This is a genomic window from Chthonomonas calidirosea T49, from assembly GCF_000427095.1.
Classification (GTDB): domain Bacteria; phylum Armatimonadota; class Chthonomonadetes; order Chthonomonadales; family Chthonomonadaceae; genus Chthonomonas; species Chthonomonas calidirosea.
Window position 1 is genome coordinate 2020860 of the sequence record NC_021487.1, and the last position, 15546, is coordinate 2036405.

The window sequence follows — 15546 nt, forward strand, 5'->3', positions numbered from 1 at the left end:
GGGTAAGATCGATTTGGGTATAGGATGGGGGATCGAACGAAATGAATAGACCTTTTGCTAGTGGGAATCATCGAGATTGTGAACGGATTCAGGGACTTTTATCGGATTATACCGATGGAATCCTCTCAGCCCGCCAAACCTGGGAGGTAGAGTGCCATCTGGCCGATTGTCGTGAGTGTGCGGCGCAGGCACAACAGATGAAAGCCTTGGTAGGGGCGCTGCGTTCGGCAGAACGTCATAGCACACCTGACGATTTTATGCGGAAACTGCATGCCCAGCTCGATGCACTCGGCCCCGTGCCCCAAACTCAGCGCTCCGCGTTGGCACATTGGCGTGATGGGTGGCAGGCATTATGCAGCGCCTTCAGCCTGCGCCGAGTCTCCGTTGTGGGAGCCGGGCTGGCCGCGGTGGGGCTTCTGGTGTTCTTTATGGTGGGGCGGCCCACCTCCACATCCTCGTCTAACACCATGGCTACCACCAATACGGCAGCGCATCTACAACAGGCATTAGAACGCCATGTAGCTACCGCTGCCAGCGACCCGCTAGATGATCCTACAGCCGAGCGTCTTGCAGCCCCACTTAGCTTGGATAGCGAAGGGAACGGTTCGGAGTAGCGACGATGGCTATCCCCCATACACATCCACAGAACCGTTCGGGGAGCGGGCCGCTGAGTCCGCTCCCCTCAGCAAAGGGCGCCCGTTGGCTCTGTCGTAGAGGGTTTGTGCTGGTCGTTCTAGCCCTTCTTGGCAGCCCTCTGTTTTTCTATAGGCCGGCCACAGCGCAAAAGCCCTACCGCGTTCCGCAATACCGCCGCCCAAAAGCCAGCCCACCCCGCTTTCGGCCTTCTGTTAAGCCATCGCGCCAGGTAGATCAACAAGCTATTGCGCTCCTAAAGCAGATGTTTCACCCAAGCGCCCCCTATTCCGGCTTGCAGCGAACGCAGATCGGCGACAGATACTCTGAACAGCAGATTTGGGCCGATACGCATGGGCGCATACGCATACAATATCTCGCCCCACCTCAGTTTGCCGGCGACATCATGCTCATTCTACCAGGGCATTTCTTCGACTATCACGCTCGTGAGCATCGCCTCGATGTGGCGACTTTGCCGACAAATCAGGAACAGAAGGAGATACGCCAACTGGTACAAGGCATTCGCAGCGGTCGCCTGCAGGCCGTGGTGACTGGAGAGGAGAACGTCGCCGGACGCGATTGTGCCATCGTCACCATCTTGGAAAATGTGCCTGGACAACCGATGGGAATCCCCCAACGCAAATTCTGGATTGATCGCCAAACAGGTATTGTGTTGCGCAAGGAGGTTTGGAACGCGCGTGGAATGATCTCGGCCACCTATATGGTGAATATTGCTATTGGGGAGGAAGCGGGCGTAACCCCACAGATGTTTTCGCCCTCGAGTTTGCCTCGCGTGGCCGACGTGAAGCCGCTGTTCCCCTCCGAACGTCCGCAGTTTCCCAGCATCGAGGCGGCGCAGCCTCATGTGCCCTTCCCCATCCTTAGGCCCACCCAGCTGCCGGAAGGCTACGTGCTAAGCGGCATATGGCTTTCCGACACTCCGAATAACCCTAGCGTGGTGTTGCGCTACAGTCGGGGCCTCAACTACTTCAGCCTTACCGAGCGACGCGTGCTGCGCCCCAACCCACGAGCGCGCTACGGCCCACCTGCCGTTTTACGTGGTATGGAGGCACGCTGGCTTCAACGTGCCCCCGATGGCAGCGCCATCGCCATAATCTACATCGGTCATCTTACTCCTAGCGAGTTCGCTATCGTTGCTAACTCCTTACAGTAAGCTGTTCTTCCTCCTTGCCCCTTCCCTAAGAGGTGAGGCCAGAGAAGAGAGAGATTCTCGCCTCTCGCATCTCTCTCCTCGCTCCTTTCATTCTTCTGCCCAATTCGGAATTTTGATATCTGCAGGAAAGATTGGGGTGTAAGAAAAATATAATTTGTCATCGAGGGAGGAGATCTTGTGGCAGAGACGAACGCACCGGTACTCACGTTAGAGGCCATCACGCGCGACCGAATCTTCGAGGTTAGCGTGCTGCGCCAGCCCCATTGGCTGCGAGATGGCCGCCGCTTTAGCTTTTTAGACTATGCACCCGATTCCACCACGACCACCGTGTGGCTCTATGACATCGTCACCGGCGAACGAAAGATGGTAGTGCCTCCGGAAGCCCTCAAGATTTCGGATCCCGAAAAAACCGAGACACGTACGTTGGAGATTGTGGGCTACCAGTGGTCGCCGGATGAAAGTCGGCTGCTTTTTGCACGTATCCCTCATTGGCGCTCAGACCGTGGTGATAGAGAGGTTTTTATCTATGACATTTCCTCCGGCAAAATGGAACGGGTACTGGCCTCTTCTGAAGAGCACTATGGTGTGAAGTGGGCTCCCGATGGCAAGCATATCGGTTATGTGCGCCATGGCGACATCTATCTCTTGGAGTGCGCTTCCGGCAAGGAGTTTCGTCTCACCAACACTGCGGCACCCTTCATCTACAATGGGCGTTTTGGATGGGTCTACGAAGAGGAGCTGGGCCTTGTAGATGGTTGGGCTTTTTCACCGGATGGCCGCTATATAGCCTACTACCAGATAGATGAGACCCAAGTGCCGGAAATCGATCTGCCGCAATATTCCCGCCTGCATATGGAGCCCGTGCGCACGCGCTACCCAAAGGCAGGCGACCCAAACCCGTTGGTTAAGATAGGGGTCATTGCTCTTGATGGACTAGATAGCGCCGTTGTTCCTGCCACACGCTGGGTTTCCACCGGCTCCGACCCCGATATCTATATCGCGCAAATGCAATGGACACCCCAACACCAGCTGCTTCTGCAGCGGATACCGCGCCATCAAAATCGAATCGATCTGCTCCTGGCCGACCCAGCTACCGGCGAGACGAAAACGCTCTTTAGCGAGGTTTCCTCCACTTGGGTCGAGTCGCCTGGCGATGTCTTCTTTGTAGGGAACTCCGATCAATTCCTCTGGCCGTCCGACCGCAGCGGTTATCAACATCTCTATCTTTACGACGTAAAGGGCACTCTTCTACGCCAACTCACGTCCGGCAGTTGGGACGTAGATCGCGTTGTGGGTATAGATTCTCTTCATCGCATCGCCTTTTTTACTGCGGCGCGCCCCAACCCTACCCAACGGCATATCTACAGTGTGTTGTTGGACGGAGGCGGCGAGATAATGCAGTTAAGCGACGAGGCCGGCACCCACTCTCCTCTGTTTGCTCCCGATGGACGACACTACCTCGATACCTTCTCTAGCATCGCCTCTCCGCCCAAAATAACCCTCCACCAAGCTAGCGGACGTCCGGTCTCCACCGTGCACGAAAACCCTATGCCACAGCTGAAAAACATCCCTCTTGGAAGCTGGGAGTTGCGTACCTTTAAAACCTCCGACGGTCTAGAGCTTTATGCGGCTCTCCTTAAACCGGCCGATTTCGACGCTAATAAACGTTACCCGGTGGTGATGTCGGTCTACGGAGGGCCTGGCTCACAAACGGTGCGTGACGCCTACGGAGGTAGCAACGGTTTTGAACAGCTTTTTGCCTCAAAAGGCTTCCTCTGCGCCATGGTAGATGGAAGAGGTACCGGCATGCGCGGGCGAGATTTTGAAAAGATCGTCTACCAAAATCTTGGGCACTATGAGGTTGAAGACCAGATCGCAGGGGCGAAATGGCTCGGAAGCCTGCCCTACGTTGACCCAAAGCGCATCGGCATTTGGGGCTGGAGCTATGGAGGCTATGTGGCCAGCCTCTGCATTCTTCGTGGAGCCTCCGTGTTTCGATCGGCCATTGCGGTAGCACCGGTAACTCATTGGACTCTCTACGACAGCATCTATACTGAAAGGTATATGCGACGTCCAGCCGACAACCCCGATGGCTACGTGCGCTCAAGCCCGATCACTTATGCCGAACGACTAACGGGCCATTTTCTCTTGATACACGGTACAGCAGACGATAATGTGCACTTTCAGAATAGCATGCGTCTGGCAGAGGCTCTACAGCAGGCTGGCAAAACGTTCCGTATGATGGTCTATCCAGATAAACACCACGGCCTAGAGGGAATGGCAGAGCATCTCTATAACACAATGATAGACTTTTTTATGGAGACTCTATCCTAGCGAAGAAGGTCTTTACGGGTGGCCGCTCGACGGCTGGTGAGGAGAGAACGCCTAACCATAGGGCCTCTGCTAAACAGGTCGCTGGCCGCCCTACCCTCCAAAGGTAACCCAGCAAATGAGCCGGAGTATAGCTTAAATTCTTTCCTCATTCTCTACCTACTTAGAAGGCTTCTGCAGATGGCGGTAGCGTATTCGCATGAGCCGCCGCAGAAACCCCTCTTTAATATCGGGCGCTTTCCTCTCGAGAGGTATTGCCGAAGACAGCTCGGGGAGGGCTGTAAGGGGACAGGGAAGGAACTCGGTGTCAAACGCCTCCATCTCCACCACAACGCGATAGGGAAGCGCCCTATCTACTTGGGAGGGGGGCGCTATAAGAGAGAATCGCAGCACTAGCAGGTTTACCTCGCAGAGGCGCTGCTGGTAAAGAGCGCGCATTTGAACGCACCATTGAAGGTACGCCTCGCGCGTAGCCGGCCGTATTCGTGCTGAACTCAGCACAAAACGTCGTCGCCGACTTTGTGTGATCAACTGCGCGCGCAGCAGAGCTATCTCCCTCTTAAGCGAGACGATCTCTTTCAAAAGTTGAACCCATTCCGGCAACGCGCCCACATTCCGCAGCGCGTGGTTGGCCACGCGCAGGTGCGGAGGCACGATTGCCTCCTCTTCCAACACTAGCGGCTTGCCCTTTCCTGGGAGATTATCGAATTTGCCCTGCTCGATGGCCTCCTGTATCTTTCTTTCTGCAATGAGCGCGATGACATCTGGATCGAACATAAAAACACTCTAAAGAAAGAAGGTTTTATAGGGACATGTTACCTTAAAAGGCCTATCGGTTTTGATCCTCTTGGCAGCGAAGCGATAGAATATAGGGAGACCAATTTAGGGTATCCTTGGTGTCAACGAAGGGGGATCGACGTGCGGTTAAACAAGAAAAAAATCAGAACCGGCTTCCTAAACCTTGCTCGCCCTTTCGAGGCGTGGGGGGCGTATAGCCTTGCTTTCGCATTTTTATTGGCAGGGTGTGGTGGACATCCTCGAACGCCTCTCTCCAGTCCAGCTGGCCTTCCCAATTCAGTGGTGGAAGCCGACCGAAGCCAATACGCACAGTTTTTGCCCAACCCCCAGCTGACACCGGGCGATGCTTTGCCCGTTACGGTACAGGACATCTGTACGCCGGGGTATGCCCGTAAGGTAAGAAACGTGCCCGTAGAGGTCAAGCGACAGGTCTATCAGGAATACGGCATCTATCATCACCAACCCGGCGAGTATGAGATAGACCATCTGATCAGCCTGGAGCTTGGCGGCTCCAACAGCATCAAAAATCTATGGCCGCAGTCTTACATCACGCGTCCTTGGAACGCTCACATTAAAGATCAGCTTGAAAACGAGCTTCATCGGGAGGTGTGCAGCGGCGAGATGGATTTGGCCGTTGCGCAGCACGATATCGCTACCGACTGGATCGCCACCTATAAGCAGGTTTTTCATACCGATCGTCCTCTTAGTCCGCAGGAGTACCGTCAGTTTATGCAAGCGGCCTCAGGCAGAACGCGTGCCGGGTTTGCGGCTCCGGTGGCCACCACTCCAGCCCCGGTTAGCACCCCAGATGTTGATGCAGACGGCGCCCCCAGCACTCCATCAAATGGAGTCGTGCGCGTGTGGGTGAACACCCGTTCTGGAAAATATTTTCTGCCTGGCTCGCGCTACTACGGGAACACCAAACGCGGCGAGTATATGACGGAAGACCAGGCGATTCGACAGGGATACGTAAAAGCAGGAGGAGAGTAAAAGATGGCACGTAACCAAAAGTTGACGAGCCTTATTCAGGGGCGTACGATAGCCTCCCTACAGCCTCAAAGCGTTCAACTACTGATAACGTTTACCGACGGCTCGAAGATGACCGTTCGGGTTGCCGAGGTGCCGCAAAACCTACCGACAGGGGGCACGGTGAAGGCCGTACGTCAATCCGGTACCACCCTAGAACTAGATATGGTGGATGGCAGCACCCTCGTCCTACAGACAGCTGAAGCCACCTCTTGCGTGCTTCTGCGCAACAAACACGGGGAACTGGAGTACGCAGACTGATCACCAGTTTATAGGGTAGACATTGATACCCGTGAGACACCCAACAAGAGTCGTTAGTCCACCCGCAAGGAAGTCGCCGACAATCAGACCATAGAAAAAGGGGAGGGCGCGCCGGTAGCGGTCTATGCCGCCGTAGCGAAGGATAAGCACCTTACAGAGCCAGGCAATGAGGAAAGGAAACCAAATCTGGTTCATGGTGGGCGTGTTGGCGATGGCATAGCCCACCGGATGAAAAACCCACCAGGTATAGCGCATGCGCATCATCATAAGGGCGGTGGTAATGAGGAAACCAACGCCCATGGCAATAAAACCTCGCGTATCTGGTTTTAGTGGTGTGCTCAACACGTTGGCGAGCTGGTCAAAAGGCATGCGTCCCATGTAGGTGCGCCACGGGTCGGTTTTTGCTCCGGCTCCAAACGCATACCACACCATGAGCGCAATGGCCATGGAGATAAAGATGCCCAGCAGAGTGGAGATCACCATGGCCACGGTGAGCCGACGTTTCTCCACGCCCACCACATCTGCCATTTTGAAGGCGTCGAGCTGGTTGGGCATGGCCATGCAACGCAGGTCGTAGCTGGCGATGGCGCTGCGTAGAAAGGCCATGATAGTAAGGTCTACCGGTTGATAAAAGGCGGTACCGAAGGTTGTGGTCATGACATCGTAGGGGGTGACCGTAGGCCCAAATAGCCACGCATCGCCGGTCTCCGCGCGGATGCGCGTGGCAGCAAGGATATAGACCAGTGCCAAGCTCACAATGAGACTCGCCGGTAACAGATGCATTCCAGCGTGCAGGCTCCATGCGATCATTCCGACCAAACACATCACAAATCCCAAAAGCGCCCATCGGTAAGGCAAGGGTTCCTCCGCATCGTTGCCGCCGTGTAGCGCAATCCGCAGCACCTCCTTCAGATAGCCCCGCGCGAACCACAACCCCACGAGTGTGAGCGCGATGAAAGCTCCAGCTCCTTGATGACCCGTATAGGGCCAAGTGCTTTGAGCGCTTCCGGAGGCGCCCGCATTGATGCCTGCAGCAGCCCCAAACACCAGCTCCAGCTTGCTCACGAGCCAGAAAAACCAACAGCTAAAGGTCATATCGGTGGAGAGCAAAAAAGCGATACCGATGACGAAGGGGTAGAGGGAGAGCGGCGTAAATCCGATGGCGCTCCATGGGGGCGAGGTAAACAGATTATGAAGGTCGGGCTGGTCGGTGGTTCGCGTAGGAAAGTAAGGGAAGGCGGGCAGATTGAGGTGCAGAGTGTTCATGACATCTATGGAGAAGGGAATAAGAAAGCCTATCCAAAAGACCCCATTGCTCAATAGGTTTGCCGGCTCTCGAATAACGGCCAACGGCACAGCCACTGTAGGAAACGCAAGGCGCTCGCGGTCAACCCACTGGCGCCTCAGAATTGCCATGAGACAGAGGGTGGCCATGGTAAAGAGGGCAAGAAAAAGCCACCAAGAGAACAGCTGCACACGCCACAAGGCCCAAGGCACATGGGCGTTGCCGATATAGAAGCCTTTAAGGGCCAGCTGATTTTTTTGCGCGATCCAGCCGGGGATATAGCGGAGGAATTTGGAGGCCCATTGGTTGCTGCTGTCGGCATACCAAAACGCGGCAGTAACGGTGGGAATGATGAAGTGGATACCTCCCGACGAGGAGACCACCGTGGAGACGATGAGCATAACGTAGATAACCAGTAGCTCCGCCTTCGAGAGGGCTAGGGGACGGCAGAACTTAGACAGCAGAAGGTTGCAAACCACCAAAAAGAAGAGAACGTTGAAGGCCCCCACCGGAATACTGGTGTTGGCGAGGGCGGTATGGCCTCTTTCACCCAGAACGAGTTCGGCCCAGTGGATCCAAAGGTCGCAGAGGGCAGTAAATACCAACCCTAGAAGAAGGGCTCGTGGGGTGAGGCCACTAGCACGCCAGGAGGATCGAGGAGCTGAAGAAGAGGGGTTTTCAACGGCCACACTATTTTCTCCGCAAACCCGTGAATCCGGTCTCTTGCAACCAGCGTGCACAGCGCCACGGCCAATCCTGCGCATAGGGTGTTTGCCGTGCAAGGCCATATCCATGCCCACCACCCTGGTAGATATGAAGCTCGTAGGGCACGTTCGCCTCACTTAAAGCCAAGGCCAGTTTCAGGCTATGCGCCGGAGGAACGCCGTTATCATCTACGCTATGCACCAAGAACATGGGAGGTGTTTCAGAGGTTACACGCCGCTCTGGGGAGAGGTCTTCGAGCAGTTCTTGCGGCGGGTCATCACCTAGAAGGCACTTGCGGCACCAGGCATGGGCGTAGCTCTCTACTAGGCTCACCACCGGATAGATGGCGATGACGAGATCGGGACGTGAGGAGACCTGCTCGATGGGGTCAGCATGGTTGGGGGTTCCGGCATCAAAGTGGGTGGCAAGGGTCGTTGCCAGGTGGCCGCCGGCAGAAAAGCCCAGCACGCCGATGCGATGGGGGTCTAGCCCCCATTGGGAGGCATTGGCCCTCACGGTGCGTACAGCGCGCGTGGCATCTTCGAGCATAGCGGGGTGCTTGGCGTGGGGGGCAAGGCGATAGTCGAGCACAAATCCAACGACGCCGAGGGTGGTCAGCCATTCTGCCACGGGGTCCGATTCGTGGGGGGCGAGGGTAACGTAGCCCCCGCCAGGGAACACGATAATGCTCGCTCCACACGCTTTGCTGGGATAGGGCAAAAGGGCACGGAGGGTGGAAGTGGGTGCCGCCTGCTGCGATAGTTCGGCAGAAGACCAAAGGGGATGTTTACCGGCAGCTGCCCACTCTTTAAGGGCGCTCGTATACATGGCAGTTCTCCTTAATGCTTCTCTAGCAGTTACTCTCGTTTTCGTCGTCCTTAATCATATCCGTGTAGATGCCAGGGCTGCTATCTGGAATAAGGGTGGCTCCGGCCACACGCGCATAAAAATCTGCAGGCCCTACTCCGCCGATAATGGCGTAGACGTAGCCCATCTCTCGCATACCGTGAAGACAGGCGAGAAGCAGGGCTTTGCCGATCTGTTTTCCTCGTTCCGCTTCCGCTACCCCAGTGGGCCCGAAGAAGTTTCGTCGTGTAGCTTCATAGGCCGCGAAGCCGATCACCTTGCCATCACGGAGGGCGATAAAGAGAGTAACGGGCTGTCGGGCGTAGCAGGGAGTCACTTCGTCGGCCCATCCGATGGAGAAGTGAGTTTCGATGAACTTGCGGATGGGCGTTATTTCAAAAGGGTGCGCTCGGCGAATCACCACACCCTCTTCCCGTAGTTTTTGGATGAGCGGATCCACAGGTGGCAGTTTCAGCAGGTTCACGAACATATCGGGCATAGGTACCTTCTCCTGAGATAGAAGCGTTTCGATCCCTTTTCTATTTCGACGCGGGGTTAGCGTTTCCTGCATCATTTTTGCACGGGGGCGATCTAGCATGCAAACAACCGCGCCTAAAGGCGGCGGCTCGGCTCTGGCACGACAGGTAAACCTCCGCTGAGCCGTATAGCCAGTACAGCGGCCCGACCAGCAACAGGGCTAGCCGCGCCATACCCGCTAGCCTGACCAAACAGATGCAAATGTAGCGGTGCAGGGTCCTGCGCCCTACTACCCGATCAACTCTTCCCTGCTTCTCATATCTCTTATATCGCTCTCGTCGAGCACAGGGAGCTGCGTGGCCTCTTTTGGTAAGGCATCTGGGTGCTGCTGGAACCACCCTTTTTGGTGCAACTGTTCGATGATGCGGATCAACACGAGGTCGCGCGCCAAACGCCAATCAGGGCGCTCTACATCCTCTTCGTGCTCAAAAACAGTGACGAACTCTTCGAAGCCGATGAGGGGCTGTTGCCCCCTTTCTGCGCGGCGTACGCCGGCGCGAATGAGCAGCGCACGTAGATGGTCATAGCGCGAACTCCACCAGAGATTCTGGAGAAGTTTTTTGTCGTTCTGCGCTAGGATCTCACCGGCAATACGGTCGGCCACAACACGGATCGTCTCAATACGTTCCTTTTCCATAGCAAGTTACCTCTCAAATCAAGCCGTGCATAGCACTCGGAAGAGAGGTAGTAGAGCCACGCGCCGTAGCAGGTTCCCTAGGTTACCTCGCCGACGCCACCTAGCCAAACGAGGGTCTGTACCAGAGGCCTCTCTTCCAAAGCGACTTCGACGCACCCACTATGATCAATACGTATTTACGTGGTTGCCTTACTATCATAAGGCCTGTAAACTAAGATATTCTTACCACCGATCGCAATCTCTATGTAGATATCAGACGAGACATCTGTTGACGCTCATGTAACCATATGCCTTCTAGAAGTCCCAACACCCCGCTCCTAGCCACCTTTGACAGTCTATCACAGCGAGCTTATCGCTAGAGTCCAGCCACATCTGTTATCCCTTTTTCAGAGACATCGGCTTATTCTCAAATAGAAAGCTTGTTTTATATGAAACTATCTACTTCTTTTATTTATTTTATTGTGTATGCTCTGCTAAAGGTAGGACGCTCGCCGCAACTTTCATGAGAAGATGGTAAAATAGAAGAGTCGAACCTTTCAGTGAGGAAGTGAGAGTGATCGAACACCTCGTGCTGTTTCGATGGAAAGAGGGCGTTTCGGAGACAACGATAGAAGAGGTGATGCGCCGATTGCGAGCTCTCCCCCAGCAGATTGAGGGCATCCTCGAGCTGAACTGCGGGCGCGATTTCTCCGGCAGATCGAAAGGCTACACGCACGCGCTTCGTGTGCGCTTTGTTAACCGTCAAGCTCTCGAAAACTACGGACCGCATCCGGCGCACCAAGAGGTCGTGCAAAAGCTTATTCTGCCGAACACCGCCGACATCCTCGCGTTCGATTTTCAAGTTGAATGAAATGACTATCATTGAGGACGATGACGTATGCGTATTCCAGAACCTTATCCTTCCTTATCCACTCTCATGACCCTCATCGGAGAGGCCGGACAGCGGTTGGCCGAGATCGAAGCCAGTGAAGGCTCGGCCGGCAATATTTCCGTCTATCTGGGTTGGGAACTAGACCCCACAGACGAATTTCCTATCAGCGAGCCTTTTACCCTTCCAACAGCAGCCCCAGAGCTTGTTGGTCACGGCTTTTTGGTGACAGGCGCCGGTAGAAGGCTGCGCGAGATCATTCGTAACCCGCACGGAAACCTCGCCTATCTGCGTATTGAGGAGGGAGGACGACAAGGGACGCTCTATACAGCACGGGAGCGCCTTTTCAAAACACCGACATCCGAACTGAACTCGCATATTGCCGTACATCGAGACCAGGTCACGCGGAATGACCTGAATTTCCATGCGCTGGTGCACGCCCAGCCCTTCCATCTCGTCTATCTAAGCCACATTGCCCGTTATCAGGATTCGCTCTATCTCAGCCGTCATGTTCTACGCTGGCAACCCGAATCCATCGTTAATATTCCCGATGGCATCGGGTTTCTACCCTTTATGCTTCCGGGTTCACCGGAACTGATGCTGGGAAATGTGCGCATGATGCGTGATCATCGCATCGTAGTGTGGGGCAAACATGGTGTGTTAGCGCGCTCCGATGTCTCGGTAAAACGCGCTTGCGACCTCATTGAGTATGCGGAAACCGGTGCGCGCTACGAGTACATGAACCTGACCAACCACGGGCTTGCCGATGGTCTCTCCACCCACGAGCTTCGCATGATATGCGATGCCTTCAACGTGGATCAACATATCTTCTGAACAAAGAGAATCCCTATGCGCATTCTTGCGCGCTACCTGCTACGCGAAATGACGGTGCCCTTCCTCATCGGGCAGGCCACTATCGTTCTGCTGCTCACCGGCTCCGTGCTTTACAACAACGCGCAGGTTTTCCTTCAATTTCAGGTGCCGCTTGCCTATATCGTGCGCATCACGCTCTTTTTTATTCCGTTTCTGGTGCATATGACGATGCCGGTCGCTATGGCGGTAGGGGCCTCGTTGGCGGTAAGCCGCCTAAGCCGTGATTCCGAGATCACCGTGTTGCGTTCGGCAGGCGTCAGCGTGATGCGCATCTTTACCCCCATTTTTCTTATAGGGTTTGTGGTCTCGGTGGTGGACTTCTACTTTGGAGAGACGGTCGTGCCGGCCTCGATTATCCGCTACCAGGAGGTCGTAGGCGAGCTGATTACCCATCTCAAATCGCTTACTCCTCTAGCCGGCCAATCGTTCGTCTCTTCCGACCAGAACTATGTGGTGGGAGTGGGCTCTATGATAGCCCATAAGGGCTACATCGAGCTACACGATGTAGAGATCAACGCCAGCGCGCGCCTTATCGGCAGCACACAGCCGTTTGTGGCGATCGCCTCTTCCGGGCGCTATCAAAACGGCGTCTGGACTCTCTACCGACCGCTCATTATCTCCTTTGACCCCGAACATCCCGATCGCCCATTGCTAAGCTGGCCGCAGACGGTTCGTTACACCATTCCAGCAGACCCTCAAGCATTTCAAAACGGCATGGTGCTGCAGATGCCTATGGGACAACTAGCCACTTCCTCGATGCTGACCCTTCACCAGCTCGGCCAGCAGATCGCGGCGGAGCGTGCAAGGCATATCACGGACTATCGGCTTATTTTGGACTACTATTTTAAGCTGTCGGTGCCCTTCTCTTGCCTGGTGATGGCGCTTTGCTGCCCTCCCATTGCCATGCGATTTGGGCGTTCTGGCGGATTTGGAGGTACACTGCTCTCCATCTGCCTTGTCTTCGTCTACTGGAACACGCTGCTCCTAGCCCGTATTTTGGGCTCTCCCGGCCCGCAGGGCAGCCCGCCTTTGCTGCCGCCTTTAGTGGCCGCTTGGTCGCAAAACGTGCTGTTCTCCGCTTGGGGCCTCTGGATGATCGTTCGCAGTGAATAGCCTTCAAGGAGGTTTTATGGGACGTATCTCTCTTTTCGACGATCCCTATGCGCAGCTTCATGCCGACAAGGGTTGGCCCGATTTCGGCACGTGGCCATGCCGGTGGATAACGCTGCCAAACCCCGGCGCCCCACCGTTTGTCGTGGCCTATCGGTGTCGCTTTGAACTTAACGAACCGGCCACGTTGCGCTTCCACGTAACCGCCGATGAGCGTTACGATCTGTTTCTCGATGGAGTGCGCATCGGTCGGGGAAGCGAGCGAGGCGATGTGCAGCACTGGTTCTTCGAGACCTATGAAGAGACCCTCTCCGCCGGGCCGCACATATTGGTGGCGCGCGTGTGGACTTTGGGGCCGCGGGCGCCCTATGCCCAAATGAGCCTTCACCATGGCTTCTTACTCTCCCCACAAGAGGAGGCGTTCTACGACCTTATCGGCACTGGAAGGGCAGTGTGGGAGGCCAAACGGTTGGGGGGCTATACCTTCATAGACCCGCTGGCAGCCTGGGGCACAGGAGATAACCTGCTTCTAGAGGGTACGGCGTTTTCCTGGGGGTTCGAACGCGGTGAAGGCGAGGGATGGCAGCCGGTGGAGACGTTGGAGCCAGGGGTAGATGCGCGGCGGTACGTGAACGACCATGCCCCAATGCACCTGCTGTTGCCAGCCGCCTTACCGCCCATGATGGAGAGGTGTTGGGAACGAGGACGGGTGCGGCATGTGGCTGCGGTGCCCTCTTTACAAACGAGTTCCCTGCCGGTGCGTCAGGCCGATCACCTCATAGAGGAGGCGATAGCTTGGCAACAGCTTTGGAGTGCTCAGCAACCCCTTATCGTTCCTCCAAACACGCGACGCCGTGTGTTAGTGGATCTGGAGGACTATGTGTGTGCCTATCCAGAGGTTGTGGTCAGTGGAGGACGTGGTGCGACCCTACGCCTCCATTGGCAGGAATCGCTTTTCAACGAACCGGATGCCAAAACGAAAGGCGACCGGAACGCCATTGAGGGCAAATATTTTGTAACGCTTTGGCATTTAAAAGAGGGTGTCGGCGATACGTTTCTGCCCGATGGGGGGCGTTCACGCCGTTTCGATACCCTATGGTGGCAGGCAGGGCGCTACCTTGAGATCGCCGTCGAAACAAAGGACGAGCCGCTTTTATTGGAGAGCCTTCGGCTCCATGAAACGCGCTATCCTCTAGAGATGGAGAGCCAGTTCTCTTGTTCCGATGCGCGTTTAGAAACGGTGACGCCGTTGGCACTGAGGGCGCTGCAGATGTGCGCCCATGAGACCTATATGGACTGCCCCTATTACGAGCAGCTGATGTACGTGGGCGACACACGCTTAGAGGCTTTGGTGACCTACGTACTTACCAGAGACGATCGTCTGCCGCGCAAGGCGCTTCAGCTTTTCGATGCCAGCCGTCTTCTGAATGGATTAACGCAATCGCGCTACCCATCACGCGTACAACAGATTATTCCGCCCTTTTCGCTCTGGTGGGTCGCGATGATCTATGACTACGCTTTATGGCGAGGTGATCCATCCTTCATTCGTTCGCTCCTTCCTGGCGCCCGCGGCGTTCTCGAGTATTTTCTGGCGCATCGAGGGGCTGATGGTCTTATGCGCGGGCCGCTCGGTTGGAACTTTTTGGACTGGGTGCCGGCATGGAGGCACGGAATCCCACCAGATGGACAGTGGGGAGCGAGCGCGCCGTTGAATTGGCAGTTGGTTATGGCGCTTAAGATGATGGAGGCCCTTGAACGCTGGCTGGATGAACCGGAGCTTGCGGCGCGCTATAAGCGACTTGCAGAGGAGCTGGCTCATACAACGGACGAGCACTTCTGGAACGAATCGCGCGGTCTTTATGCCGACGATCTAGCGCACACCTCTTTTTCCGAACATGCACAGTGTCTCGCTTTGCTTAGCGGCCTAGTCCCTCAGGAGCGCTATGAGCGATTAGGGGAAACGCTTTTTACGTCAAGCTCCACATCCTCTGCCTTGCCCGATCTGCACCGAACAACCATCTCCTTTACCCACTATCTTTTCGAAGCCTATCGCATTCTGGGGCGACCCGATGCGCTTCTGGAACGGCTGGCGCTTTGGTTCGACCTCAAAGCGCTGGGGCTTTGCACCACTATCGAGATGCCTGAACCAACCCGCTCCGACTGCCATGGTTGGGGAGCGCATCCGCTTTACCACTATTTCGCTACACTGCTAGGCATTCGGCCAGCACGTTTTGGATTCGACCGCGTGCGCATAGCACCGCAGCCTGGGCCGTTAAATTCGCTTGCGGGAGTGCTCGTCCATCCAAAAGGGTCTATAGAGGCCGATTTCACTTTTACCGATGGCAAACTCCAAGGGCGTGTGGCACTGCCTGAAGGGGTAAAAGGCACGCTAATATGGGGCGGGCGAGAGCAACCGCTGTTTGCCGGCACACAGGAAGTGAGGCTTTGATAGGGCAATGCCT

At 55.6% G+C, this 15546-nt stretch carries 14 protein-coding genes; 9 read left to right on the forward strand and 5 right to left on the reverse strand.

Translation table 11 applies throughout. From position 1 onward, the window contains the following. The first annotated feature begins 41 nt into the window (after nucleotides 1-41). From CCALI_RS08400 to CCALI_RS08410, 3 genes are all read left to right on the forward strand, one after another. Entirely contained in the window at nucleotides 42-614 is a 573-nt protein-coding gene (locus CCALI_RS08400; protein ID WP_016483051.1) for an anti-sigma factor family protein, read from the forward strand. Nucleotides 615-619: 5 nt separating this feature from the next. Then, nucleotides 620-1807, forward strand: a complete 1188-nt coding sequence (locus tag CCALI_RS08405) for a hypothetical protein (protein WP_016483052.1) — start codon at nucleotides 620-622, stop codon at nucleotides 1805-1807. 177 nt (nucleotides 1808-1984) lie between these two features. Further along, nucleotides 1985-4141, forward strand: coding sequence for a S9 family peptidase (locus tag CCALI_RS08410; protein WP_016483053.1), 2157 nt, complete (start codon nucleotides 1985-1987; stop codon nucleotides 4139-4141). A gap of 156 nt (nucleotides 4142-4297) precedes the next feature. Here CCALI_RS08410 and CCALI_RS15150 read toward each other — a convergent pair whose 3' ends face one another. Then, nucleotides 4298-4915 (reverse strand): DnaJ family domain-containing protein, encoded by a 618-nt coding sequence (locus CCALI_RS15150; RefSeq protein WP_016483054.1) that lies wholly within the window; start codon nucleotides 4913-4915, stop codon nucleotides 4298-4300. Nucleotides 4916-5056: 141 nt separating this feature from the next. On the opposite strand from CCALI_RS15150, the gene CCALI_RS16480 reads away from it, so the two are divergent. After that, nucleotides 5057-5926, forward strand: a complete 870-nt coding sequence (locus CCALI_RS16480) for a hypothetical protein (RefSeq protein WP_016483055.1) — start codon at nucleotides 5057-5059, stop codon at nucleotides 5924-5926. Nucleotides 5927-5929: 3 nt separating this feature from the next. Continuing rightward, entirely contained in the window at nucleotides 5930-6223 is a 294-nt protein-coding gene (locus CCALI_RS08425) for a hypothetical protein (protein WP_016483056.1), read from the forward strand. Here CCALI_RS08425 and CCALI_RS08430 read toward each other — a convergent pair whose 3' ends face one another. The 4 genes from CCALI_RS08430 to CCALI_RS08445 form a co-directional block, all read right to left on the reverse strand. Next, nucleotides 6224-8197, reverse strand: a complete 1974-nt coding sequence (locus CCALI_RS08430) for a DUF6785 family protein (protein WP_016483057.1) — start codon at nucleotides 8195-8197, stop codon at nucleotides 6224-6226. 1 nt (nucleotide 8198) lies between these two features. Then, a complete protein-coding gene (locus CCALI_RS08435) occupies nucleotides 8199-9041 on the reverse strand; it encodes an alpha/beta hydrolase (RefSeq protein WP_016483058.1) in 843 nt (280 codons plus the stop codon). A gap of 22 nt (nucleotides 9042-9063) precedes the next feature. Continuing rightward, nucleotides 9064-9558 carry a GNAT family N-acetyltransferase gene (locus CCALI_RS08440; RefSeq protein WP_016483059.1) on the reverse strand — a complete coding sequence of 165 codons (495 nt, stop codon included), beginning with the start codon at nucleotides 9556-9558 and terminating at the stop codon, nucleotides 9064-9066. 267 nt (nucleotides 9559-9825) lie between these two features. After that, a complete protein-coding gene (locus CCALI_RS08445; RefSeq protein ID WP_044949034.1) occupies nucleotides 9826-10233 on the reverse strand; it encodes a hypothetical protein in 408 nt (135 codons plus the stop codon). Nucleotides 10234-10786: 553 nt separating this feature from the next. Between CCALI_RS08445 and CCALI_RS08450 the strand changes: the two genes are divergently transcribed. The 4 genes from CCALI_RS08450 to CCALI_RS08465 are packed head-to-tail and all read left to right on the forward strand — an operon-like array spanning nucleotide 10787 to nucleotide 15533. Next, entirely contained in the window at nucleotides 10787-11083 is a 297-nt protein-coding gene (locus CCALI_RS08450) for a Dabb family protein (RefSeq protein WP_016483060.1), read from the forward strand. A 27-nt stretch (nucleotides 11084-11110) separates the two neighbouring features. Continuing rightward, nucleotides 11111-11935, forward strand: a complete 825-nt coding sequence (locus CCALI_RS08455; RefSeq protein ID WP_016483061.1) for a class II aldolase/adducin family protein — start codon at nucleotides 11111-11113, stop codon at nucleotides 11933-11935. A gap of 15 nt (nucleotides 11936-11950) precedes the next feature. Then, nucleotides 11951-13087, forward strand: a complete 1137-nt coding sequence (locus tag CCALI_RS08460; RefSeq protein ID WP_016483062.1) for an LptF/LptG family permease — start codon at nucleotides 11951-11953, stop codon at nucleotides 13085-13087. A 16-nt stretch (nucleotides 13088-13103) separates the two neighbouring features. Continuing rightward, nucleotides 13104-15533 (forward strand): alpha-L-rhamnosidase-related protein, encoded by a 2430-nt coding sequence (locus tag CCALI_RS08465; protein ID WP_016483063.1) that lies wholly within the window; start codon nucleotides 13104-13106, stop codon nucleotides 15531-15533. Nucleotides 15534-15546: the final 13 nt, after the last annotated feature.

Bases quoted from the DNA above. Each gene is read 5' to 3' on its own strand.
- CCALI_RS08400 (WP_016483051.1), top strand. From the start codon at position 42: ATGAATAGACCTTTTGCTAGTGGGAATCATCGAGATTGTGAACGGATT.
- CCALI_RS08405 (WP_016483052.1), top strand. From the start codon at position 620: ATGGCTATCCCCCATACACATCCACAGAACCGTTCGGGGAGCGGGCCG.
- CCALI_RS15150 (WP_016483054.1), bottom strand. From the start codon at position 4,915: ATGTTCGATCCAGATGTCATCGCGCTCATTGCAGAAAGAAAGATACAG.
- CCALI_RS08425 (WP_016483056.1), top strand. From the start codon at position 5,930: ATGGCACGTAACCAAAAGTTGACGAGCCTTATTCAGGGGCGTACGATA.
- CCALI_RS08435 (WP_016483058.1), bottom strand. From the start codon at position 9,041: ATGTATACGAGCGCCCTTAAAGAGTGGGCAGCTGCCGGTAAACATCCC.
- CCALI_RS08440 (WP_016483059.1), bottom strand. From the start codon at position 9,558: ATGCCCGATATGTTCGTGAACCTGCTGAAACTGCCACCTGTGGATCCG.
- CCALI_RS08445 (WP_044949034.1), bottom strand. From the start codon at position 10,233: ATGGAAAAGGAACGTATTGAGACGATCCGTGTTGTGGCCGACCGTATT.
- CCALI_RS08455 (WP_016483061.1), top strand. From the start codon at position 11,111: ATGCGTATTCCAGAACCTTATCCTTCCTTATCCACTCTCATGACCCTC.
- CCALI_RS08460 (WP_016483062.1), top strand. From the start codon at position 11,951: ATGCGCATTCTTGCGCGCTACCTGCTACGCGAAATGACGGTGCCCTTC.
- CCALI_RS08465 (WP_016483063.1), top strand. From the start codon at position 13,104: ATGGGACGTATCTCTCTTTTCGACGATCCCTATGCGCAGCTTCATGCC.